Here is a 23,108-nt window from a genome sequence, read left to right as displayed (position 1 = left end):
GGTTGATAGCGATAAGGTATAGCCTTACTCGACAATCACTGCGCCCAGCAATGATTGTCGAGGCTTAAAGGCTTAAATTTAAAGTAAATCGGCAAAGGGTTGAATAAATACGCTATCGCCCGCAGGAATCGTTGCGGTGTCGTCAGCGATGACAATAAGGCAGTTGGCATTCACCATCGAATTCAACATTCCTGAGCCCTGTGCACCAGTGGTTTGGACATGGATTTTACCGTCATTGCCGATACTATAAACGCCTCGTAAAAACTCCGTTCTGCCTGTTTTACTGCGTAAAGCATGGTCTGCAATAGCAGGAATAAACTGAGGTTGCCAATTAATTTCACCTGCTAATTTACGAATAGCAGGTTGGACGAACTGCATAAATGACACCATCACAGCTACGGGGTTACCCGGTAAACCAAAAAATAGACTTTGATTGATTTTACCTACCGCTAGAGGACGGCCTGGGCGCATATTGATGCGCCAAAAATGAGTGTTGCCGACATTGGCCAGTGCCATTTTGATGTAATCAGCATTACCTACTGATACACCGCCTGAGCTAATGACAATATCCGCTTTTGTCGCGGCGTCGCGTAATGTGTCGGTTAGGGTTTGTTCGTTATCGTCAATAATTCCGAGGTCAATCACCTGACAACCGAGTTTCTTCGCCATAGCCAAAATGGTGTAGCGATTAGCATCAAAAATACAGTTGGGCTTTAGCTCATCACCGGGTTGACTTACTTCATCTCCCGTTGAGAATACAGCAACCACGGGACGCTTAAAAAGAGGCAAACGATTAAAACCCAGTGATGCCATTAAACCCAGTTCTGCTGCGCCTAATCTGCAACCAGCAGAAAGTGCCACTTCACCTTGGGCTATGTCTTCACCGGCAAGTCTTACATGCTGGCCTTTGACGATGTTTTGGGTCTCAAGTAGGGTGACTGTTTGATCGCTTTCTTCGGCTAACTCACGTGCTTGAATGGTGTCTGCACCTTGCGGTACGGTTGCCCCTGTCATAATACGTACAGCTTCACCAGCTTGCAGTATATTTGGGTAGTTATGTCCCGCAAGCACTTCTGCCACAATCTTAAGTGGTGCGGTCGACAAACTATCAAATGCAAAAGCATAACCGTCCATGGCAGAGTTGGTTTGTTGCGGCACATTAATTTCTGAAATAATGTCGTGAGCGAGAATGCGGTTATCAATATCAACAAGGTCAACCAGCTCTGTCTGGTTAATTGCGTTCACTTGGCCCAATACTTTACTAATACCTTGCGAGACGCTAATGCCATATTCAGACTCTGGTTGATCTCGTAATGCTTCGTCGTCAAAACAAATGGGTAATTTAATTTGAGGAGCTTGCCAGTGCTGTTGGTATTGCTGAACAAAATCAGCAATTTGCTGCACATTGTTTAAGTCTAATCGCGTTAAGGTGTCTGGTACCTGGGTGTCTTCGCAACAAGCGATAGCGACAATATTTTCGTCATGCACATGAATAAACGGTTTATTGTGAGCCGCGCGGTGCAGTTCAATTTTTGGTAATGCTAATTTTTTAAAACCTTCGACCAATACAATATCGACTTTGTCAGCTTCAATTTGGCGCAGTAGGTGTTGTAGTTGAGGATCGTCCTCAACAGGATCTTCCGTCATTAATGCCCAGCGCACATGAGAGGCGACTAATACTTGCTTGGCGCCCGCTTTACGCATCTCAAAGCTGTCTTTACCAGGAATATCAACATCAAAATTATGATGTGCATGTTTGATAACGGCTAAACGAATACCGCGTTGATTGAGTTCTGGAATAAGCTGGGTTAACAGGGTTGTTTTACCGGTGCCACTGTATGCGCAAAACCCTAGAACGGGAATAGGTAATGGATTACTAAAAACTACAGTCATCATGAACCTCTTAATAAATTACTTGGCAATTTGCTGGGCGAGTTGCTGTTTTTGTTCTGGTGTATTGACGTTAACAAAAGCATTGGGCTGATCGGCAAAGCTTTCGACTGCCACTTGATGTTGGCGATACCAAAAATCAATTTTGCGCTCACCAGCATCCAAAAATGCTTGCATCGACTCGGCTAAGTGGGGTTTTAGTAATAACACGACTGGCTGTTCACGCTCACCATCGCTCGCAACCGCAATATCGGCGTTTTTCTGCGTAAGGGCGGTTAATAATCTCGATGCTAAATCGGTTGGTAACATTGGACAATCACAAGGCACCACCAATAAATACTCAGCTTGCGTTTGTTTTAATGCTGTGACCATGCCTGCTAATGGACCTAGGTAGCCACTGTCCTGATCGCTAAAAACGGTGTAACCCCATTGCTCATATTGAGTTTGGTTGCGGTTGGCATTAATCATAATGCGATCAACCTGGTTGCTGAGTTTGTCTATGGTATGGCAAATCATGGCTTGGCCGTTAAGATCGACTAAGCCTTTATCGTTACCGCCCATTCGTCTTGCCATGCCGCCCGCTAAAATTACTGCGTCAATTTGTGGTGCCATAATGTAATTCCGTTGTATTAGTCTGATGCACCGTTTCTACTGTAGGAACATGCATGCTGGTATGAATGGTACGTTGCTTAATATGCCAATGTTGTTGACACAGAGCTGTGAGGCCGCAAGTTTGGTGACTGCTGATTAACAGGCCCGTACCGTCTTGTTTTAATTGATTTATCATCGCTAACACTAAACGTTGCGAATGTTTATCCATATTGGAGATGGGTTCATCGAGCATGAGTAGTTTGGGCTGGGTAATCCACGCTCTGGCAATTGCCAGCCGTTGGCGTTCACCGCCAGATAAATCACTTGCATGGTGGCTTAATAAGTCGTTAAGTTGGGCCATATTAATGGCTTGCTTAATTCTGCTGCTGCGCTCGCTTGGCGTTAATTTCAATTGATTTAGTGCATAAGTTAAATTGTATTTTACTGACCCATCAAACAAATAAGGGTGTTGATGTAAATACACCGCTTTGCCTAAGAGGCTGTCTGTCTGCCACCAGGGTTTAGGCGTAAAGCCCTGGTCCAAAATCACACCCTCGGTTGGCTTAATCAAACCCGCAAGGATTTTCATTAGGGTTGATTTTCCAGAGCCATTATCGCCCTGCAAATAGATCACATCACCTTGTTTAAAATTCAGTTCATCCACGCGAAACAAGGTGTTTTTTTGAAACTTCATCAGCACATTTTGAGCATGAATTTGTACCGGTGTGCTGGTGGGTAAGCTATTTGATGAGGCCATCTTAATGACTCCTTGGGAGGGCTTTACCTCGCAATGAACCTAAGATGAAGTTTAGTACCAAGGCTAAAATTAATAATACTAAACCTAATGCAATGGCTTGAGCAAAATCACCCTTACTGGTTTCCAGTGCGATAGCGGTAGGAATATTGCGTGTGACATTCATAATATTCCCTCCCACCATCATTGAGCAGCCAACCTCAGTAAGGATGCGGCTAAAGGCGGCAATAATAGCCAAAAGTAGTGGCACTCGCAGTTCTTGGCATAATGTCCATACCGCGCGTAACCATGATGCACCAAGGGTTCGCGATGTTTCCCAGGCGCGACGATCTACGCTCGAAAACGCCGCCTGTGAAAGAGCTACCATCACCGGTGCGCAAATTAACATTTGTCCTAAAATCATCCCTTGCTGGGTAAACAACCACTTTAAATCACCGAGCACACCTTGGCGAGTCAGTAATAAATAAACCAATAGCCCAATGACAACCGTTGGAATCGATTGCAAAGTTTGAATGAGGTTGGTTACCACCCAGCGGCCACGAAAATGACTGAATGCCAGAATAAAACCTAAGATAATTGATGGGATAATCGTGATCAGCAGCGCCGCAAAGGACACCGAGAAAGAGATATTAATAATCGCCCAAACATCTGGGTCAAAAGAGAGCAGCAAGCTAAATGCTTGCTGCAATAGGGCTAACCAGCCATCACTCATTTTTTATATGTTGCCTTGAACAATTGCTCTCCTTGCACAGTGAATTCATTAATCATAGTTTGTGTTGCTGGGCTAATAAGCCAATCGCTTAACGCTTTTGCACCTTTATGATTAAGATCTGGATACTTTTCAGCGTTAATTAATATCACTTGGTAAGGATTGGCTAATGCTGCGCCGCCTTCAAAACTAATGGTTAAATCAAGTTTAGCTTTATAAGCAATAAAAGTCCCACGGTCTGCTAACGTATAAGCTTGTAATTCATTAGCCATTAACAAGGTTTTTCCCATACCTTGGCCGACCGAGGTGTAACCGGCAAAGTCAGGTGTTACGCCAGCCGCTTGCCAAATTTCAAGTTCCTTCATGTGGGTGCCTGAGTTATCCCCACGTGAAATAAACTGGCTTGGTTTAGCCGCAATTTTACTAAATGCTTCAGTCGCATCTTTACTTGATTGTGCCGCTGCTGGGTCATTTTTAGGCCCTAACACAATAAAATCGTTTTCCATAATACCGCGAGGCTCAACACCATAACCATCGGCAACAAATTTAGCTTCTGCTTCTGGCGCGTGGGTCATGACTATATCAACATCGCCCTGGCTGCCTAGCTTTAATGCCTGACCCGTACCCGTAGCAATCACTTGCACACTGTAGCCAGATTCAGCTTCAAATTTAGGTAAAATCGCCCCTAATAAGCCGGTGTTTTCAGTACTGGTTGTTGTGGCGAGTTTAATCACTTCACCTGCTAACACGACTGGGCTAAACATTGCGCCACTAAAAACCGTTGCGGCTAATAACATGCTGACACTTGCTTTGAGTTTTAACATTTCCATTCCTTGTAGTATTAATGACCTGAATTTTTTCTTTATTACCAAAGCCATAAGCAAGTTAGATGCCAAATGATTTTAACGCAATTACAGTTCACGCCTAAAATCGAAATTGTGAACTGGATCCCAAGCTTGATGTAATTATGATAGACAAATTGTCCCATGATCACTTTTCTGTGGTTCATAGTGACCCTGTTATTTCGATTCAATGGTAGAGTAAGTTAAAAGCGTGTCAAAATGTCCTAATAAGAGTCCATTTATGAGTCCTGATGAACATATTACCCCTATAACCCAAACCACCATGTCGGTATTAATCGTCGATGACGAGCCCGGCATGCGCAGTTTTTTGATGAAAGCCTTAGCTAAAAAATTCGCCCTAGTTGAAACCGCATCCACCATCGCGCAAGCAGAAACGCTCCGTTGTCAGGGGCATTTTGATTTACTGATTGTCGACATTAGATTACCTGATCGCTCAGGTATTGAGTGGCATGAAGCATTAAACGACCGCGAGAGACAATCCGACATTATTTTTATGACGGGTTATGCCGATATGGATGTGGCGATTAAAGCGCTACGGGCTGGCGCATCTGACTTTATTATGAAGCCATTTCACCTTGAGCAAATGATGACCGCAGTTGATCGCTGCATTGAAAAGCGCTTGTTAAAACGCGAAAACTTTATGTTGAGGCGCGAATTAGCCCACGGGCAGTCATCAACCATTATTGGTAACAGCGAAGCTATCCGCGATGTTAAACAGGTCATTGAACGTATTGCTCCCACCAACGCCGTGGTATTAATAGAAGGAGAGTCCGGCACAGGTAAAGAGCTCGTTGCAAGGCAACTACATCAGCTCAGTGGTCGCAGTGGTGCTTTTGTACCTGTGAACTGTGGTGCTATCGCACCAGAATTATTAGCCAGTGAGTTATTTGGCCATACGGCTGGTGCATTTACAGGCGCTAAAGGCAATCGAGAAGGCCTATTTAGTTATGCTTCTGGCGGAACCATTTTCTTAGATGAAATTGGCGAAATGCCAATGAATATGCAAACTGCGTTACTGCGTGTGCTCGAAGAGCGATCGATTAGACCCGTGGGCAGTGAAAAAGAAATTGATATCGATGTGCGCGTGGTTGCTGCAACCAATCGTTTACTGATTGATGAAGTCGAGGCAGGACGTTTTCGCCGAGACCTTTTTTACCGTCTCAATGTACTTAACATTGTTATTCCATCATTACGTTCGCGTCCAGAAGACGTGGTTGAGTTAACGCATTACTTTACTTTACAACTATCGCAAGAGTTGGGCATAAAGGATGTGATTTGGAGTCATGAAGACCTGCAAGTCCTGCAGCAATATGACTGGCCAGGCAATATCCGTGAATTACGCAATATGATAGAACGTTGCATTTTATTGGGAAAACCTCCCGCAGAATACTGGAAAAAACCGGTCGAGGCCGTGATACCAGAAGCCATGGGTTACCCGCTGGAATGGCCTTTAAAAGAAGTTGAAAAGCAGCATGTTACCCAGGTTGTTGATGCCCATAATGGCAATAAATCGGCTGCAGCACGAGATTTAGGCGTGTCACGTAAAACTCTGGATCGTAAATATAAAGAGTGGGCGTATCACGATGATGACTGTCACGGAGAAACGCCATAGTGGCCCGTCAATCGAGCTTATTTACTCGAGTTTTTGGCATTAGTTGGCTACAGATGCAGTCAAAGGTGCGCTATCGCATTTTGTTCCTAACCTTATTACCGATCTTATTAACCCTGGTTAGCCTGGTTTTTATCACGATTTATTGGAATGTGATCTACACAGGCAAGCAGCTCTTTATGAAGGTAAAAGCAGACCTGGTGGTTGCAGAAAATACGTTATCTCAGGTGCAACAAAGGCAACAACATCAGCTCAGTACTATTAGCGGGTCCTGGGACTTTCAACATGCATTTCAGTTGCTTAATCACAGCGACTCGCAACCTAACGCTGCTGCGATTAATGCACTTAACATCTTGTTGGCCCAAAAACAGCAAACATTAGGTTTAGATTTTTTACGTCTCATTAGCGTGGCAGATGCCGCGGCTGATCCTGATTTACGGCTCATGTTGCACCAGACACAACAGCAAGCGATATCTGGGTTAATGGTATTGTCCAACACTCGGCTCGCACGGATTAACATCGCCCTTGCTGAGCAAGCTGAAATTGAACTTGTTGCCACTAGGCATGCGGCGCAGCCGTCTAAGCCATCGGAAAGTCGTGGCTTATTAAGCCGCACATTAATGCCAGTAGCCGACCGGTCTGGTAATGTGTTTTGGTATATTGATGGCGGTATGCTACTTAATCGCAATACATTGATTGTCGATCATATTCGTGACCTGGTTTATGCCAAAGGCACATTACCTGAGCGCTCAATTGGTACCGTTACGCTCTTTTTAGACAATATTCGCATCAGTACCAATGTGCCTATGGAGCTGTTCCCGAGTGATTCCACTATACAAAATAGAGCTATTGGCACCCTGGTGTCCGATGAGGTATATCAACAAGTTTTAGTGGAAGGTGAAAACTGGATTAACCGAGCTTTTGTATTGAACGAATGGTATATATCGGGCTATTCACCCTTGTATGATATTCGCGGTAAACGTGTCGGGATGGTGTATGCCGGTTTTTCTGAAGCGCCCTTTTTACACAACTACTTATTGAACATTATTGAGCTCGGTACCATTTTGGTGATCGTATTATTTCTGTCGGGCTTTTTGGTGTATCGCGGCGCCAATAGTTTATTGCAGCCCATTGAGTATATTCACCAGGTTGTGACAGCAGTGCAATCAGGGCGCAATATCCGCATTGGTAAACTGGACTTAACGCGCGATAACGAATTGGCGCAATTAGCCGAACAGTTTGATCGTATGCTCGACCAATTACAGCGCCGTAATGCGCAAATTCAAGCCGCTGCAGAGCAACTCGAAATAAAAGTGGAGCAACGAACCCGAAGCTTGCAGGATAAAACTGAAGAGCTTGAACGCAACGTTGCCTTGTTACATGCCACACGCCAGCAACTGGTTACCAATGAAAAACTCACCGCATTAGGTGAGTTAATTGCCGGTATCGCTCATGAAATTAATAATCCTACGGCGGTGATTTTAGGCAATATGGAACTATTAAAATATGAGTTGGGTGAGGGCGCAAAAGTTGTTGAAGAAGAAATCGAATTAGTTATTCAACAAGTGGGCCGCATCACCACTATTATCCGCAGTTTATTACAGTACAGTCGTCCAGGTGAATTTAATGCGCCAATAGAGTCTCAGGCGATTACGCCTATTGTTGAAGAAGTGCTTGTATTAGCACGCCACTCTATTGAACAGCAAAAAGTTGAGTTAGTAAAAGAGCTAACCGCCACCGGTATCGTTGAAGTTAATCGGCCACAATTATTACAGGTATTAATTAACTTAATGGTTAATGCGGCTCATGCCATTAAAGTCAATGGTCGTATTTGGGTGAGGACTTACGATTGGATTGAAGATGGCCAAAGTATTGGGGTTAAAATTGAAGTTGAAGATGAGGGCGTTGGTATTTCGAAAGATGATTTAAGCCGTATTTTCGATCCCTTTTACACCACCCGTAAAGATGGGACAGGTTTAGGTTTATCATTAAGTTACGGCATTATTAAACGTCTTGGTGGCACAATTGAAGTTAAATCGACACTCGATGTGGGTACCGTATTTACGATTGGTTTGTATCATAAAGCAAAAGATGCTCAACAGCTTGGGCCATACGATGGTTTACAGTTTGGCGATAAAACATAATATAAATGTAAAAAGCAGGTAAAAAGCAGGCAAAAAAAAGCCGGGAATAATTCCCGGCCACAAAGAGTGTGTGAGCAATGTCGTGCTTGCGAACTCAGTAGACTGATTAGAGGTGATGAAGTCTCTATTTTGTAAACCGAGTTTTGGAACGCAAGTTAATAGTAATCATTCTCATTTGTGTTTGCAAGTCATTAAACAATAAAATTATCATCTTTACATTGTCATTATTCACAGAGGACTCATGTTCAGCCTCTAGTTTACACCGCATTTAAGTCGACTAATTTGAACTTTGAACTTTGAACATTGATGTGAATGGATGGAGTTACATTTAACCATCAAGCTTAGCAAGCGTTGCGACTAAGCTTGATGCGTGACAATTTCGAGTGCAGATTATTTGTTCACTTCAATAATAACGTGTTCGTTATTGATAGGGCTATCAAACAAAATCTTGTCTTGAAGCACTTTGAGTAACACGCCATAAGCGGGTAAGAATAAGCCTAAACTGACGATTAATTTAAAGCCATAATCTACTGTAGCGATTTCGGGCCAATGGGTTGCCATAAACGTGTCGCTAGATGCGTAGAAAGCCACACTAAAGAAGACTAACGTATCGACCAGATTACCTATTAAAGTCGATGTCGCAGGAGCAACCCACCATGCTTTGGCTCGGCGTAACTTAGCAAATACTGTAATGTCCATCAACTGGCCAATCAAATATGCTACAAAGCTGGCAAAGGCAATGCGAAATACAAAGCTGTTCCATTCTGCTAACGCTGAAAATGCTTGTAGCTGACCTTGATGAAATAACACGCCCACCAAATATGACACCAATAATGCAGGGATCATGGCTTTGAGAATAATGCTTCTGGCGGCTTGCTGGCCAAAAATTCTCACCGTTAAGTCAGTGGCTAAATACACAAATGGAAAGCTAAATGCGCCCCACGTGGTGTGGTAGCTAAACAGCTGAAAAGGTAATTGAACAAGGTAGTTACTTGCGCAAATAATTAAGATGTGAAAACTGACTAATAGCATCAGTGCTCGGCGATATTTCGCCTGGAATAACTGCAACATATTGTGGCCTTTTTAATTGGGTTAGCGCGGGGTGAGGGAACCCGCTATTAATTTGATTAACAGTCTTTAAAAGCACCTGGCTGGTAATTGGATTACCTGCAACAGCACCAATAAATAACTGATACAGAGAATATTATCATTATGCTTATGTTTGCTTATTTTTGCGATTTTTACCTGGCGTTATGCCAATGCAAAGGGGCTGCAAACATGGGGGCGGGATAATAGCATGGGTAATATTCAAGCGAAAGATTTAAGCGCGGTTAAAAGTCGATTAAAATAGACAGCACAGTGGCTAATTTGTTTTCTAATTCTTGCCATTCAGCCAGCGGATCTGAGCCTGCAACAATTCCTGCACCTGCAAATAAATTGATTCTGCGCGGTTCAATTAATGCGCTTCGGATTGCCACCGAAAATTCAGATTCATTACGATTAAAATAGCCACAAGCTCCAGCGTACCAGCCTCTGGCATATCCTTCACGTTGACGAATAAAGCTTAATGCCGCTTCACGCGGTAATCCTCCCACTGCGGGCGTAGGGTGTAATGCACGCAGTAAATCAAAGTCACTGACGCCGGGTTGCAGTTGAGCCCGAATAGCGCGGTGTAAATGTTGAATATGGTTTAATTTAAAAATTTTAGGGTGTTCATCTGCACCAAGATATTGGCTTAATGGGGTTAGTACATCGACAATATGTTGTCTGACTAACTGATTTTCATGGCTGTTTTTAATGTCATCTAATAAGGCTTGCGCAAGCAGGTTGTCTTCATCTGGGTTTAGCCCGCGCACAGTCGTGCCTGCCAATGCCTCGGTAAATAACTCTTGTTGGCGGCGCAAATATAAACGCTCAGGTGAGCATGAAATAAAGGCTCGTTGTGGACTAAATTGAAAACCAAACTGAAAGCTATTGGGGTTTCTACCTTGCCAACATGCTAATACTGTCCACGGATCGATATCATCACTGACATCAATTTGAGTGTGGCGTGACAACACCACTTTTGGTGTGGTGCGATTAAACTTTTCTTGAGTGACTTGCTCAACGAGCTCTTTCCAGCGTTCATAACGGGGTAAATCACTGCGCCCCATTAAAGTCATTTTGTGTGGCGGTGATAGAGGCCGTGGCTTATTTACCTGCGCAATGGCAGTCAATGCAGCTTGAATTTCTTGTTGAGCGTCGGTGTCCTCAAAATTGAGGTTAACCAGTATTCTCAGTGTATTACCGCTGCGGCGTAATTCAATTCTGGGCAACACAAAATGTGCACGTCCAAACTCAGGCCAGCTTTCTACCGTGCGGTCAAAGGCGAGGCCGCCATAATAGCGAATGTCTTGCTGGTTGGTTTTATTACGTTGTTGCTGATAAATGTGTGCCAAGGCATTGTCGTCGACCTGGTCTTCAAAAAAGAAGCTTTTACAGGCACCAATAGCTGCGACATCTTCATCTCGGTCTCTACCATGCCAGTAAATTTTCGGGAATTGATTTTGTGCGGCCAACCACGAAAGCAAAGGTAAGGCGGGTGCTTCTACCGACAATTGAATAATTGACTCACGCGCAGGCACTTCACTCAGCTGGTTAAGCTTAGTAATCAGTTCATTAAATTGAGATGAAAAGAAGTGGCCCAAAAAGAAATACCTCACGTATGAATGCAACAGAGTTAAAGTAATAAAGCGATTAAATACTGTCAATTAGCAAGGTTAAATCGTGTGATCTGAATTACTAATATAATCACTGTGAGGGTTCAAAGGGGCATTTTGTGGCATGATGCTCAAAAAATACGTGTCTTATTTTTGTAAGCGCTTACTATTGCACAGAGGCTTATCGCTTGTTTGCTAAAATCGACAGCTAACAACTAACATCATGATTGTTTTTGTCGATGAGTAATGTATCAACATAAGTCACAATAATACTGTGGACCAATGGCTATACTGACGCAAATTGATAGTATAATCGTATAAGTTAGGTCAAAATAGCAGTGTTCAATCTGTGAGCCAGATCTCGTTATTAAGTTTTTCTTCCCGGAGTACGTGTACATGAGTGATTCCGTAGAATCAAGCAATGTCATTAAGATCCCTGTCGATAGACTTGCCCTTGGCATGTTTGTTACTGCTATCGATCGTCAACAAAACAAAGTCGATATTCGCAATCCTGGCCAAATAAAACATCGTGACGCAATTGTTAAGCTCAAAAAGAACAATATCGCAGTGGTGTGGGTCGATGTTGATCGCTCGTCAGATACCTGCGGATTAAAAAAAGGTGACCGTGCTAATGCTCCCGCTAATCCATTGGCACGTAAAGCCACGGTGACTCGCGATGGCCAACAGGCACAAGCTAAAAAGTTACTTGCTGAAGCCAAAGGTTTGATCAAAAAGGTGATGTCTGAAACCTTCGAGGGTAAACCAATCGAAGTGGGTCAATTTGAAGACGTAGCCGACAAAATGATTGAGTCGGTGATGGACGATGCCGACGCGTTTAAATGTATCTCAGCATTACGCACTAAAGATGCTTACTTGCTTGAGCACTCAATTAACGTCGCATTTTTGCTGGTGACTTTTGGCAAACATCTAGGCCTTGACCGTGAATTGCTTAAGCAAATGGCAGTCGGCGGAATTTTACATGATATTGGCAAAATTAAAGTCGATAACGAAGTGTTGCATAAACCTGGAAGGCTAACTCCGGAAGAGTTTGAGCACATGAAATTACATCAAGTGTATGCCGCTGAAATTATGCGCGAGACCGAAGGGTTGTCGCAAGTGAGTAAAGATGTGTGCTTAATGCATCATGAAAAGCTTGATGGCAAAGGCTATCCTCATGGACTCACCGAAGACCAAATTCCTCAACATGGTCGCATGAGCTGTATTGTTGATATTTTCGATGCGCTAACTGCAACTCGCTGTTACAAAGAAGCCATGAGTCCGGCGGCAGCATTTAAAATTTTACTCAGTTTGACCCCATTTCATTTAGATCAAAAACTGGTGTATGAGTTTATCCGTTGTGTGGGCATTTACCCAGTGGGTTCGCTTGTACAACTGTCTGATGAACGTGTCGGCATAGTGTGGGACTCAAAAGGACGTGATGCTTTGCATCCAATCGTAAAATGTTTTTATTCAATAAAACATAAACGCTATACCGAAGTGACAATGGTTGATTTACATAAGTCAGAGCTGAATATTGAACGCGGTATTTCTCCGGGGACACTTGAAGTCGATCCTACTCCTTTTTATTAATGCGTTTATCGCAGCAAAATGGTTTGCTGCGATATTGCTATCGCGTTAATGGTAGGTGATGTCTTGATACATTGGTGCGAGTTTGGCGAGTAATGCATTACGGGCCGCAATAGGCACATTTTGTTGTGTTAATGCGTTAATTAAATGACCGACAACGGCATCAAAATCTGCCTGGCTAATGTGCAAACCAATATGCGCATCAAACATAGATGCTCCTTGATACTCACAGCCTCCGTCACTCACCACACATAAATGCTCAATTAAACGTTGGCGAAATATCTCAATGTCAGTTTGTGCAAAGTGATGCACTATGCGTTTATCTTGTGATAGGTTTACCAAAAAATCATCAGTAATTAGGCTAATGCCAACATTGCCGCCCAACTGTTGATACAAGGTTGGCGGTTGACTCGCACAACCTGAACCGACTAGCAGTAAGCCAACGAATAAGCTGATGAAATAGTGCTTAGCAGTAAGCATTACAATGTCCCCTCAATCGATAAATACCAGCCTTTTTGTTGCTCAAAACCCGCAATACTACCCAGGTCGACATACGCCCCCACAAGAGACACATGCTTATTGATAAACCAGGCGGCAAAGATATCCTGCCAGTCATCTTCCTTGGCAAAACCGAGTTGATCGGGTTTTTGTTTGTATTCATAACCCACAGCAACGTTGTCGGTTAATAGTAACGCAATAGAAGCTTCCGCTTGCAGGTGGTAATCATTGTTGGTTTCCGTACCAAAACCCAGTAACCCGGTTTGATTAGCCTTGGTGGCTCTGAGGGTTAAATTTGTTACTAGATTGCGACCGGCAATGGCATCAAAATACACTTTACTGGCCGCAAGATAGACATCTAGCCCCCAATCACTGCGTGCTCCCACCGCTTGTGGAATACCAAAGTCATCAACGCGTTTGTATTGCATGCCAAGGCTTATTTGCGGCAGGGTACTGTAAAGTAATTCACCTGCAAGTTTGTATTTAACACCAATAATATCTTGGCCAAGCTTGCCGCCCATGGTGTCGAGATCGAAAGTCTGTTTAGCTAAGCTCAACTCAAACCGATTATCAATACTCAGCGATGCTCCAACAGCATGTAAAGTAAAATCATCAACTGAAACCTGGGTATTCATTGCGGTTACTGACCATTGGTCTGAGCTGGCATAACCATTTATGACTGCCCATGGCACAATTCCGCCGCCCGCCGTACCTTCAATGGTAGTGGCACCACCAGTGGCAATCACTTTGCTCGTATCGGCATGTGCTGACAGGCTTATACCCGCCACGATAAATAGGCTGATTATGAATATATTTCTAAACATTACTTCACCGTATCTTCGAGTTTAGCGGCCATATTGGCCTGACTAAATTGGTTAAACCATATTGCAAAATCATCCGCTTTAAGTGGTTTTGAATACACATAACCTTGTACGATATCGCAATCGAGTCGGCGTAAAATATCGATACCTTCAGTTGACTCAACCCCTTCTGCAACCACAGACAAATTAAGCCCTTTAATGAGTCGAATACTGGTGTCGACAATCATTAAATCCGTTGCATCAGTATGAATATCTTTAATAAAGCTGCGATCGATTTTCACTTCATTGACGGGTAACAGCTTTAAATAGGCCAGTGACGAGTGCCCTGTACCAAAGTCATCAATGGCGATGGCGATGCCAATACCTTTAAATTGCTGCAATACCGCGATAACCGTTTGAGCGTCCTTCATCACCGCGCCTTCGGTAACCTCTATCGACAGTGCTTCAATCGGTAAATCATGATCAGCTAACAGTTGTTTAATGTCGCCAGGCAGTTGGGCGTTGGTGAGATCGTAAGCCGATAAGTTTATCGCGACTTTTAACTCAATCCCCTGAGCTTTCCACAGGGCTAGTTGTTTCACTGTGGCGTTAAGCACCCAGTCACTGATCATCGAAATATTGCCCGAGTTTTCAGCTAAACGAATAAATTCATCTGGCGGAATAAACCCAAGTTGCGGATGTTGCCAACGAATTAATGTCTCGGCGCTATTGCAGCGATTGTTGTGAATATCCACTTTAGGTTGAAACACTAAATGCAGCTGCCCCTGGCTAATGGCAATCGGTAAATCGCGAATAATCATTAACTCGCGCAGATAACGCTCATCTTCGCCTTGCAAGTAAGTGGCAATGGCTAACGACTCTATACGTGCTTGATTTAATGCTATTTCTGCGTGGCGGATTAACTTGTCGATATCATTGTGGTCATAGTCATCACTCAACTCGACCAACCCAACACGCACATTCACGCTGATTTTAGAGCCTTCAATATCATAAGGCTTAGTCAGTTGCTGTAAATAAATGTCGAGTTGTTCATGGCGAATGCCGGGTTGAAATAACAATAAAAATGAGTCGCCATCTAAACGTGCAATTAATGCCGCCGATGGCGATAAGCTTTCTAAGCGGCTGGCAAACAGCATGAGTAAGTTGTCGGCATTCGCAAAGCCAATAATATTATTTAAATGACGAAAGTTTTTTATGTCTATCATCGCGATACAACCATGCATTTGTACTAAAAGCTGGCCGAGTTGTTGTTTCGCCGCGACACGGTTATACAAACCGGTTAAGTTGTCATGTTGTGATTGATAGACTAAATCGTGTTCGCGCGCCTCAATATTTTCCCGCATTACCGACAAGGTATTGGCTAACACTTGCAGTTCTGCCGGCGCACCCATAATGGGTTGCGGTTTTTCACCTTGACCGACTTTACGGGCAAAATTAACCAGAGCGTAAATCGGCTGAGTGAGCCCGCCAGCAAACCAGGCGGCTATTAAGAATGCCAATAAACAGGTGATCGCAAATATCACCAGCATATTATTACGCAGAGCATTGTAGTTTTGCTGCCACTTAACATTCGATTGATGCAACAGAGCCCACTGCTGAGCAGTGACTTTATCTAGGGCGATAGGCGTCGACAAATAGTCGTCAAGTATGGTGTCACTGTAGCTCGAAACACTTTGTGTTATTTGATTAGCGTTTGCCAGCACTTGCTGTTGTTGTTCTTGCGGTAGCGTTGACACGATATCGACTTTGCCAGACAGATTAATAAAACTAATATCAATACCCGTAATGGTTTTGGCCTGGTCTGCCACCGCTTTATCAAGGGTAAACCCCATACCCACCCAAGCAATTAATGTGGGTGCTTTTACGGGTTGCAGCACAAATTGGTAACTACTGTGGTCAACATTAAAGATATCGAAACTGGTTGAACGATTTTGGGTTAAGGCAAACAGCTCATCGATATTTTCTGGTGTCAGCCCAGGTAAACTCGATGATAATAATGTGCCTTTTGGAGACAGTAAAATGACCGCATTGGCATTAATCCGTCGGCCGTGATTGGCTAACACCGATGATATGGTGTCTTGCTCACCCGTGGCAACCGCACGTTTAAAGCCAAAGTCAGCGCTCAATAATGACAAACTCTGACTGAGCTGCTCACTTCGATTTGCCAGCATTTCAACAAAAATATTAGAACCAATGTTGAGGTTTTGAGTTTGCTGTTGGCGATAGTCTCGTTGAGTTGCGGTTAGCACAAACAGCGCCGTTGTTAACTGCATTAGCGTTAATATCAATAAAAAAGCAATAATCAGCCGGCTACGGAAACTATTTGGCATGTTGTCCTACGTGTGAACTTGCATTGAGGTTAACACCAAAGCCGCCAGGCGGTGAAGAAGGCTTATCTTGTCTATCAACATCCAATGTTAATGTGACAGCATCACTCTCTTTATTAATCATCATTGTCGTCGGGGCCGTTTCTGCTTGTTGCCAAGGGTGCCAAAGCGTCACGCTATATTCGCCAGCAGGTAAATCGGTAATATTGGCCAATCCCGTGTCATCACTTGACGCAAAATAAGGGCTTTTGGCTACATAAATAAAGGCTTGCATATAGTCGTGAATATTACAGCCAATCGCCACTAAACCTGGCTTATCAAATAAAATTGGCGACTCAGTTTTGCCAACATACAGCTTTAATTCAAATGGCTTGGCTTCAGAAAAAGAATAAACATGATGGCGAGTGCGGTCTAAGTTAGGGAAATCGACTTGAGCACCTTGAGGTACAGCAAGTACAAACGGTGAAAAAATACGATCTTGTTGGCGCATTTCATAATGCTGCGGCGTTGTGGGTGGTAACTCTGTTGCTGAGGTGGGGGTTAACTCTACAACGGCATCACCTAATGCGAAGCCCTGAGTATCGGTGATGGTTACCGTTAAAGAGGCCGCACTTAGCGAGGAGCAAACTAAAAAAGATAAACACAATAAACAGTAAGTGAGTCGAGTCATTGGTCTTTATTCGCCTTCTTGGTATGTATGCAACATAAAATTAACCCTGTAAGCCGTGATCATCATAACCCACAACTTTGATTAATACGTCATCCCTATCAGGGTTAGGGACGCTTATTTCGGACGATACTCATTAATCACATAAATGTTTGTAACCGATTGATTACAATTAACACTATAACAATATAGCCCGTTTTTCTATTAGTTTAGCTTATATTGCGTAAGGGTAAGTAAATTGAGCGCTAAAGGCATAAATCTCATACAGAGGTGAGCATTTAGTCGCGATATTTCGTGACTTGGTTATACTGGTACCATAATTTGCAACAGATGTGGCGAGAATGGCTCATTCAGATACCGATTTAATCGTAACAGCTAACCATTTTTTACCTGAAAACACCTTATTGTTAAATGCCATGACCGAAGGCGTATACGGCTTTGATTTAGATGGCAATGCGGTGTTTATTAACCCCGCCGCAGAGCAAATGACTGGCTGGAAGAGTGATGAATTGATTGGTAAGAACATTCACGATTGTCATCATCATAGCCATGCCGACGGCAGCCATTACCCTCAACATGATTGCCCGATTTATCGCACCTTGCATGACGCCATTCCGCGCCAGGTGTCTGATGATGTATTTTGGCGCAAAAACGGTAGCAGTTTTCCGGTATATTACAGCTCAACCCCAGTTTACCATCAACAAAAGCTGGTAGGTGTTATCGCGATATTTCGTGATGTCAGCATGCAAAAACATACCGAACAATCACTTAGGCAAGCATTGTCACAGGTGCAAGCATTGTCTGAACGCCTCGCGTCAGAAAACCAGTACTTACTCACAGAGCTACAAGGTCAGCAAGGCGCGTTAGGCCTTTCAGGTAATAGCCAACCGATTAAGCAGTTAATCCAACAAATTAATCTGGTGGCCAATACCGACAGCACGGTACTTATTTGCGGCGAAAATGGCACAGGCAAAGAGTTAGTGGCTCGCAGCTTGCATCGCTTGAGTCATCGTAAAGATCAGCCCATGGTCAGTGTTAACTGTGCGGCTTTTTCCAGTGCGTTATTAGAAAGCGAACTATTTGGCCATGAAAAAGGTGCATTTACTGGTGCAACAGCACGGCGCAAAGGTCGCTTTGAGCTGGCCCATAATGGCACTTTATTTTTAGATGAAATTGCCGAGCTGAGTTTATCTGCCCAATCAAAGTTGTTACGGGTTATTCAAGAGCAAAGCTTTGAGCGGGTCGGCAGTAGCGAAACGATCAGTGTGAATATTCGTTTAATTGCGGCAACTCACCATGATTTAGCCGCGCGAGTAGAGCAAGGCTTATTTCGGATGGATTTATATTACCGCTTAAATGTATTTCCGATTACCGTGCCACCATTACGCGAACGCCGTGAAGATATCCCCCAGTTGGTGAGCGACTTAGCGGCATCACTGGGTAAAAAACTGGGTAAAAAAATCACTGAGGTCAGTACGAAAGGATTAAAAAACCTACAACAATATACCTGGCCTGGTAACGTGCGTGAGTTACAAAACTTGATTGAGCGAGAAATCATTTTGTCGCCAAACGGCCAGTTGTCATTTAATACCTTGCCGGCATTGGTATCAGCGCCGTCAACCACGACAATATTAACCATGGCAGAAGCCGAAGCCGCGCACATAGTGACTGTGCTTAACGCAACGCATTGGCGAATTTCAGGCCCGCAAGGGGCTGCTGCCATGCTAAATATGCCGGCCAGTACGTTGCGCTCGCGTATGAAAAAACTCGCCATAACCCGATAAATAAACCGACGATCCAGATTGTAGTCACGATATATCGCCATTTAAGCGATATATCGTGATTTTTTGTGAACACCTAAAATTATAATCTCATTAAAATCAGCGTGTTAGCGTCTATTTTTAGTTGGCTTAGTCTTTGCTATAGCAGGGCAATACCGTGTTATAGGAAACCAGTTATGCCCAACTCATCTGCTCAAACTGCGCCTGCGTCCCAATCTAGCGCTAAAATCAATGCTTCGCAGCGCATTCCGGTGGTTCAAGTCGCCACGCCATCAGCAAAAATCCATGTGCGTGAACAAAAGGGTGTCTTTCAACATTTGCGTCAGCACAGCAATACCTTACTGATTGCGTTATTCTTTTTACTGCCCTTTATTAACTACCAGGGCCGCCAGGCGATTTTGTTTGATGTCACCGAGCAGCAATTCTTTTTCTTTCATCTCACCTTATGGCCACAGGACTTTACTGTATTAGCGTGGTTTTTTATGGCGGCTGCGTTTGCGTTGTTTTTTGTCACCGTATATTGGGGCCGTGTGTGGTGTGGTTTTTTGTGTCCACAAACCGCCTGGACATTTATTTATATGTGGATAGAAGCAAAAGTTGAAGGTAACCATCATCACCGGGCTGCGTTAGACAAAGCGCCATGGTCATTAAGTAAATTGCGTAAACGTTTCACTAAGCATGCGCTGTGGATAGTGTTTGCGTTGCTTACGGGCTGCGGCTTTATTAGTTATTTTATGCCTGCGCGTGAACTGTATATTGATATATTTAGTGCAAGCAGTGGTTTTTGGACCGGTGTCTGGGTGTGGTTTTTTGCTATTTGTACTTATTTAAACGCCGGTTGGATGCGTGAAATGATGTGCCTGCACTGTTGCCCTTACTCGCGCTTTCAAGCGGTGATGTTTGACGCGAATACTAAAACAGTCAGCTATGATGCCGCGCGTGGCGAGTCCCGTGGGCCGCGTAAACGCTCACAAAAAACAGCGTTAGGTGACTGTGTTGACTGCAACTTATGTGTTGATGTTTGTCCTACAGGCATTGATATTCGTAATGGGTTGCAATACGAGTGCATTAATTGTGGTGCCTGCGTTGATGCCTGTAATCAAACCATGGACAAATTTGGTTATGCACCCAATTTAATCAGCTTTACTAGCGAAAACGTGTTGAAAGGCCAACCCAAAGCCAGTGTGTTTTCACTCAAAGCCCTGGGATATGCCAGCGCACTGCTAATAATGATTGGCTTAATTATTATCGATTTAAGTCAAATGAGTGATATTCAGCTTAATGTCATCCGCGACCGTCAAACCTTGTACCGTGAAGTGGGTGTCGATAGGGTTGAAAACAGCTATCAGCTTAAAATTCGTAATAAAACTCAACAAGCTGCAGTGTATCAAATCGAGGCATTCAGTGATGAAACGCCAACGTTTACCATAGTGACCGACACTGTGGTGCAGATAAAACCCGGTGAACAATTAGATTATCCCATTACGGTTAGCGCTCGTCGCAGTGAGCGCGTTGATGACACAAGCCAGCAAACATTGCAATTTAGTGTGACTCAAATTAACAGTGTGGCTAACTTAACCCCTGTGGAGCCAGAAAATCAGGTGATGCAGCAATCACGCTTTTTTTGGCCGTAATCATCAAGTCATCAATTTACAATTAACACAATAACAAAAAGGCTTCTCACATTGATTTAATGGGAGAAGCCTTTTCTGCTTGATACTCGCAATATATTGCCGCGACTTACTGTATTGACTATTTACCGCTTTGCACATGTATCATTTTGAGTATGCATTAACGCTGATGTAAAGCGTAGTCTGTGCCATCTTTAGCAGTAAATACTTTGCAGTTACCTTCGGTTGGTTGGCAGCTGGTGTGTAATAAGCTGATCCACTGTTTGTAAGGTGTCGGTAAGTTTTTAATCGGCATAGACACTTGAATATCTTCAATATGCGCACTGTCTGTGGCGCCTAAAGTGCCAAGGCGGTCAAAACAAATTTCTACATGGGTATCGTTGTTTTTTAATACCACAGAAGTTGGCTCATTTTTGTGACCCGTTAGCGCCACAAATTGACATGGATTTTGTAAGCCACACTGGGTGCCATCTTTTAAGAAGGCCAGTAAGTGGTTGTAGTAAACCACGTAACTGCACACATCTTGATGTGAACCATTGGCTAATGGGAATTGCGCATCCAAAAAGTCTTTTGCATTTGTGCTACGGTCATTTTGGTTAGTGGTCGCCACAAATTGCTCACCGATGAAGCGGTTAAGGTTTTGGGTGGCTGTAGTGCTTGCTTGGGTAGACATATTCATCGCCTTATTCCTCTTCGTGTTGTTGTAGGTCACAGAACCATTTTCATTATTGTTTATCATTAAGCCTTGTTCGCAGCTTGATTTTTAGTCTATGCTATTTTTACAAACAATTTCACAATAAAAATTTTACAGTGTGAATTATACAAAATGAGAAATGAAAAAAGCCTAATGCGAAAGACCCATTTTTTGGGCACAAAGATAAGAAACTTGCGTAAACGCAACAACTTAACAATGGAAGACTTGTCAGCGCGCTGTGTACGTGTTGACTCGAGCAATTCGCCATCTGTGTCATATTTGTCGATGATTGAACGTGGAAAACGGGTTCCGAGTGCAGATATGTTGGCGGTGATTGCGGTTGTTTTCCAAAAAGAAGTGGGTTGGTTTCTTGATGACGTACCCGAAGATGAAGCCATTACGCCCGAAAAAGGCAACAAAGGTGGCATCAGTGGTATGCCTCTGGAGCCGAGCTTCTTATTTTCTAATGACATTCTGCAGATTGCCATTCCTGAAATGCTGTCGCAAACCGGCACCAGTGGCCGCCAATTTGCGCATTTATTGATCCGCGCACACCAGGAGCATCATCAAAATCACTTTCCTGATTTAGAGCGTGCCGCCGAAGAAGTGGGCTTAAAACGCATGCCATTGGCCACCGAAGATATTATCGATATCGCCAAAGGTATGGGGTTAAAAATCAAGTGGATTGACCGGGCTCCGAAAGACGTTATCAACGAAATGGGGTTGAGTTCTAAGCAATTAGTCACTTCGTTTTTTGAACCGCCAGGCACTATTTATATCAGTAACGTGTTGAAAAATAGACCCAGTAGATTGAGATATGATTTGGCGGTGCACATCGGTCATTGCGTGTTACACAATAAAGACGGCTTAAAGAGTGTGATGATGTCCGGTCGGCGAGACGACTTTGACGATGCACTCGTGCCTCAGTCAAATACCTTAAACGCGCAAGATATTTTGCACGCATGGCGTGATTTTGAATCAAGCTTTTTTGCCGGCGCGTTATTGTGTCCTAAAGTGCCGTATCGACAATTACTTGACCGTCATGGCTATGAAATTAGCGTGCATAAACAATTGCAAGTGTCAGCCTCAGTGGCCATGCGCCGCATGACCGTGGTATCGCCATACCCGCACTGGCATTACTTTGATGCCTACGCACCAGGTAAGCTTAAAGCGGTGTATCGCGGTAATGGTATTCCACTGCCGTGGGGTAATATGCGCCTTGTAGAAGATCCGTGTCAGCATTGGGCCGTATTTAGAATGATCAGCGAACCAGTTGAAGGCACATCGGCACAAATATCGATTTTAAATGTTGGCAATGAGCCGCGAATTTATTGTTGCGAGTCGGTCAAAGTCGATGATTCGGCGGGTAATCCTCATGTGTTGTGTGCCGGTATCGATTTAAACCCTGCGATTGAGGCGCAAGGCAAAGACGCGCAGTCGATTGCCCATGATTTAAAACAAGCTTGTGCTGGTAATGGTGGCTCAATTGTCATTCCTAAACACATTAAAAAAGACCTCACCAGCGTGGCGAAAATCCTCAATATCAACTGGATTGAGCGTGGAATTAAAAACGAGGCACGCTTAATTTGCTCTCGTGGCGCAGTATGTCCGCGCCAACCAAGTTGTTATGCCGCAGGGCGTAATTTATGTGAAGATAACTAATCTGAGCTAGGAGTAAAGGATGAGTTTATACTATTTAAAATCAACACGTTATCCCTTGCCACTTTCAAACTTGTCATTTGTTCTGCTCACAAGGTGAATTGACGAGTTAATAGCTGGCCTATTGTAAGTCGATTCAACGCAGTTAGCAGAGCAAAGGGCTGTTTGAAAGGCTTTTATTATC

At 43.7% G+C, this 23,108-nt stretch carries 18 protein-coding genes; 6 read left to right on the top strand and 12 right to left on the bottom strand.

Features of this window, described 5'->3' with window-relative positions:
• Positions 1-78: 78 nt before the first annotated feature.
• The 5 genes from GQA99_RS01825 to GQA99_RS01805 are packed head-to-tail and all read right to left on the bottom strand — an operon-like array spanning position 79 to position 4,741.
• On the bottom strand, positions 79-1,893 hold the full coding sequence (locus tag GQA99_RS01825) for a bifunctional molybdopterin-guanine dinucleotide biosynthesis adaptor protein MobB/molybdopterin molybdotransferase MoeA (protein ID WP_160052203.1): 1,815 nt from the start codon (positions 1,891-1,893) through the stop codon (positions 79-81).
• A gap of 18 nt (positions 1,894-1,911) precedes the next feature.
• Positions 1,912-2,502, bottom strand: a complete 591-nt coding sequence (gene mobA / locus GQA99_RS01820; protein WP_160052136.1) for a molybdenum cofactor guanylyltransferase MobA — start codon at positions 2,500-2,502, stop codon at positions 1,912-1,914.
• The gene (locus GQA99_RS01815) at positions 2,486-3,238 is read right to left on the bottom strand and encodes an energy-coupling factor ABC transporter ATP-binding protein (protein WP_160052135.1); all 753 of its coding nucleotides are present in this window, start codon (positions 3,236-3,238) and stop codon (positions 2,486-2,488) included. The genes mobA and GQA99_RS01815 overlap by 17 nt, the downstream gene beginning before the upstream one ends.
• Before the next feature lies 1 nt (position 3,239).
• Entirely contained in the window at positions 3,240-3,947 is a 708-nt protein-coding gene (locus tag GQA99_RS01810) for an ABC transporter permease (RefSeq protein ID WP_160052134.1), read from the bottom strand.
• The gene (locus tag GQA99_RS01805; protein WP_373291404.1) at positions 3,944-4,741 is read right to left on the bottom strand and encodes an ABC transporter substrate-binding protein; all 798 of its coding nucleotides are present in this window, start codon (positions 4,739-4,741) and stop codon (positions 3,944-3,946) included. The genes GQA99_RS01810 and GQA99_RS01805 overlap by 4 nt, the downstream gene beginning before the upstream one ends.
• Positions 4,742-5,027: 286 nt before the next feature.
• Between GQA99_RS01805 and GQA99_RS01800 the strand changes: the two genes are divergently transcribed.
• Positions 5,028-6,419, top strand: coding sequence for a sigma-54-dependent transcriptional regulator (locus tag GQA99_RS01800; RefSeq protein ID WP_160052132.1), 1,392 nt, complete (start codon positions 5,028-5,030; stop codon positions 6,417-6,419).
• Positions 6,420-6,472: 53 nt separating this feature from the next.
• Positions 6,473-8,560, top strand: coding sequence for a sensor histidine kinase (locus tag GQA99_RS01795; protein ID WP_160052202.1), 2,088 nt, complete (start codon positions 6,473-6,475; stop codon positions 8,558-8,560).
• A gap of 390 nt (positions 8,561-8,950) precedes the next feature.
• On the opposite strand, the gene GQA99_RS01790 is transcribed toward GQA99_RS01795, so the two are convergent.
• Positions 8,951-9,631, bottom strand: coding sequence for a 7-cyano-7-deazaguanine/7-aminomethyl-7-deazaguanine transporter (locus GQA99_RS01790; protein ID WP_160052131.1), 681 nt, complete (start codon positions 9,629-9,631; stop codon positions 8,951-8,953).
• A 260-nt stretch (positions 9,632-9,891) separates the two neighbouring features.
• Positions 9,892-11,247, bottom strand: a complete 1,356-nt coding sequence (locus GQA99_RS01785) for an isochorismate synthase (protein WP_160052130.1) — start codon at positions 11,245-11,247, stop codon at positions 9,892-9,894.
• Positions 11,248-11,655: 408 nt separating this feature from the next.
• On the opposite strand from GQA99_RS01785, the gene GQA99_RS01780 reads away from it, so the two are divergent.
• On the top strand, positions 11,656-12,849 hold the full coding sequence (locus tag GQA99_RS01780) for a cyclic di-GMP phosphodiesterase (RefSeq protein ID WP_160052129.1): 1,194 nt from the start codon (positions 11,656-11,658) through the stop codon (positions 12,847-12,849).
• Between the two features lie 45 nt (positions 12,850-12,894).
• On the opposite strand, the gene GQA99_RS01775 is transcribed toward GQA99_RS01780, so the two are convergent.
• Genes GQA99_RS01775 through GQA99_RS01760 form a run of 4 tightly spaced genes read right to left on the bottom strand, consistent with a single transcriptional unit; the run spans position 12,895 to position 17,162 of the window.
• Positions 12,895-13,326, bottom strand: coding sequence for a group I truncated hemoglobin (locus GQA99_RS01775; protein ID WP_160052128.1), 432 nt, complete (start codon positions 13,324-13,326; stop codon positions 12,895-12,897).
• Positions 13,326-14,168, bottom strand: coding sequence for a DUF3034 family protein (locus tag GQA99_RS01770; protein WP_160052127.1), 843 nt, complete (start codon positions 14,166-14,168; stop codon positions 13,326-13,328). Before GQA99_RS01770 ends, GQA99_RS01775 begins: the two co-directional genes overlap by 1 nt.
• Positions 14,168-16,495 (bottom strand): bifunctional diguanylate cyclase/phosphodiesterase, encoded by a 2,328-nt coding sequence (locus GQA99_RS01765; protein ID WP_160052126.1) that lies wholly within the window; start codon positions 16,493-16,495, stop codon positions 14,168-14,170. The genes GQA99_RS01770 and GQA99_RS01765 overlap by 1 nt, the downstream gene beginning before the upstream one ends.
• Positions 16,485-17,162 carry a methylamine utilization protein gene (locus GQA99_RS01760; RefSeq protein WP_160052125.1) on the bottom strand — a complete coding sequence of 226 codons (678 nt, stop codon included), beginning with the start codon at positions 17,160-17,162 and terminating at the stop codon, positions 16,485-16,487. The genes GQA99_RS01765 and GQA99_RS01760 overlap by 11 nt, the downstream gene beginning before the upstream one ends.
• 338 nt (positions 17,163-17,500) lie before the next feature.
• On the opposite strand from GQA99_RS01760, the gene GQA99_RS01755 reads away from it, so the two are divergent.
• Together GQA99_RS01755 and ccoG are read left to right on the top strand one after the other, a co-directional pair.
• Positions 17,501-18,943, top strand: coding sequence for a sigma-54 interaction domain-containing protein (locus GQA99_RS01755; protein WP_160052124.1), 1,443 nt, complete (start codon positions 17,501-17,503; stop codon positions 18,941-18,943).
• Between the two features lie 173 nt (positions 18,944-19,116).
• Positions 19,117-20,574: a cytochrome c oxidase accessory protein CcoG gene (ccoG, locus tag GQA99_RS01750; protein WP_160052123.1), complete on the top strand. Its 1,458-nt coding sequence runs from the start codon at positions 19,117-19,119 to the stop codon at positions 20,572-20,574.
• A gap of 157 nt (positions 20,575-20,731) precedes the next feature.
• Here ccoG and GQA99_RS01745 read toward each other — a convergent pair whose 3' ends face one another.
• Complete coding sequence (locus GQA99_RS01745; protein ID WP_229785810.1) at positions 20,732-21,244, bottom strand: aldolase/citrate lyase/malate synthase family protein; 513 nt, start codon at positions 21,242-21,244, stop codon at positions 20,732-20,734.
• A gap of 153 nt (positions 21,245-21,397) precedes the next feature.
• On the opposite strand from GQA99_RS01745, the gene GQA99_RS01740 reads away from it, so the two are divergent.
• Entirely contained in the window at positions 21,398-22,927 is a 1,530-nt protein-coding gene (locus GQA99_RS01740) for a DUF3612 domain-containing protein (protein ID WP_160052121.1), read from the top strand.
• Positions 22,928-23,108 lie beyond the last annotated feature (181 nt).

It is taken from the genome of Shewanella litoralis, assembly GCF_009828585.1.
Classification (GTDB): Bacteria; Pseudomonadota; Gammaproteobacteria; order Enterobacterales; family Shewanellaceae; genus Shewanella; species Shewanella litoralis.
Note: the sequence above shows the minus strand (reverse complement) of the source record. Positions and strands in the feature narration are given on the sequence as shown.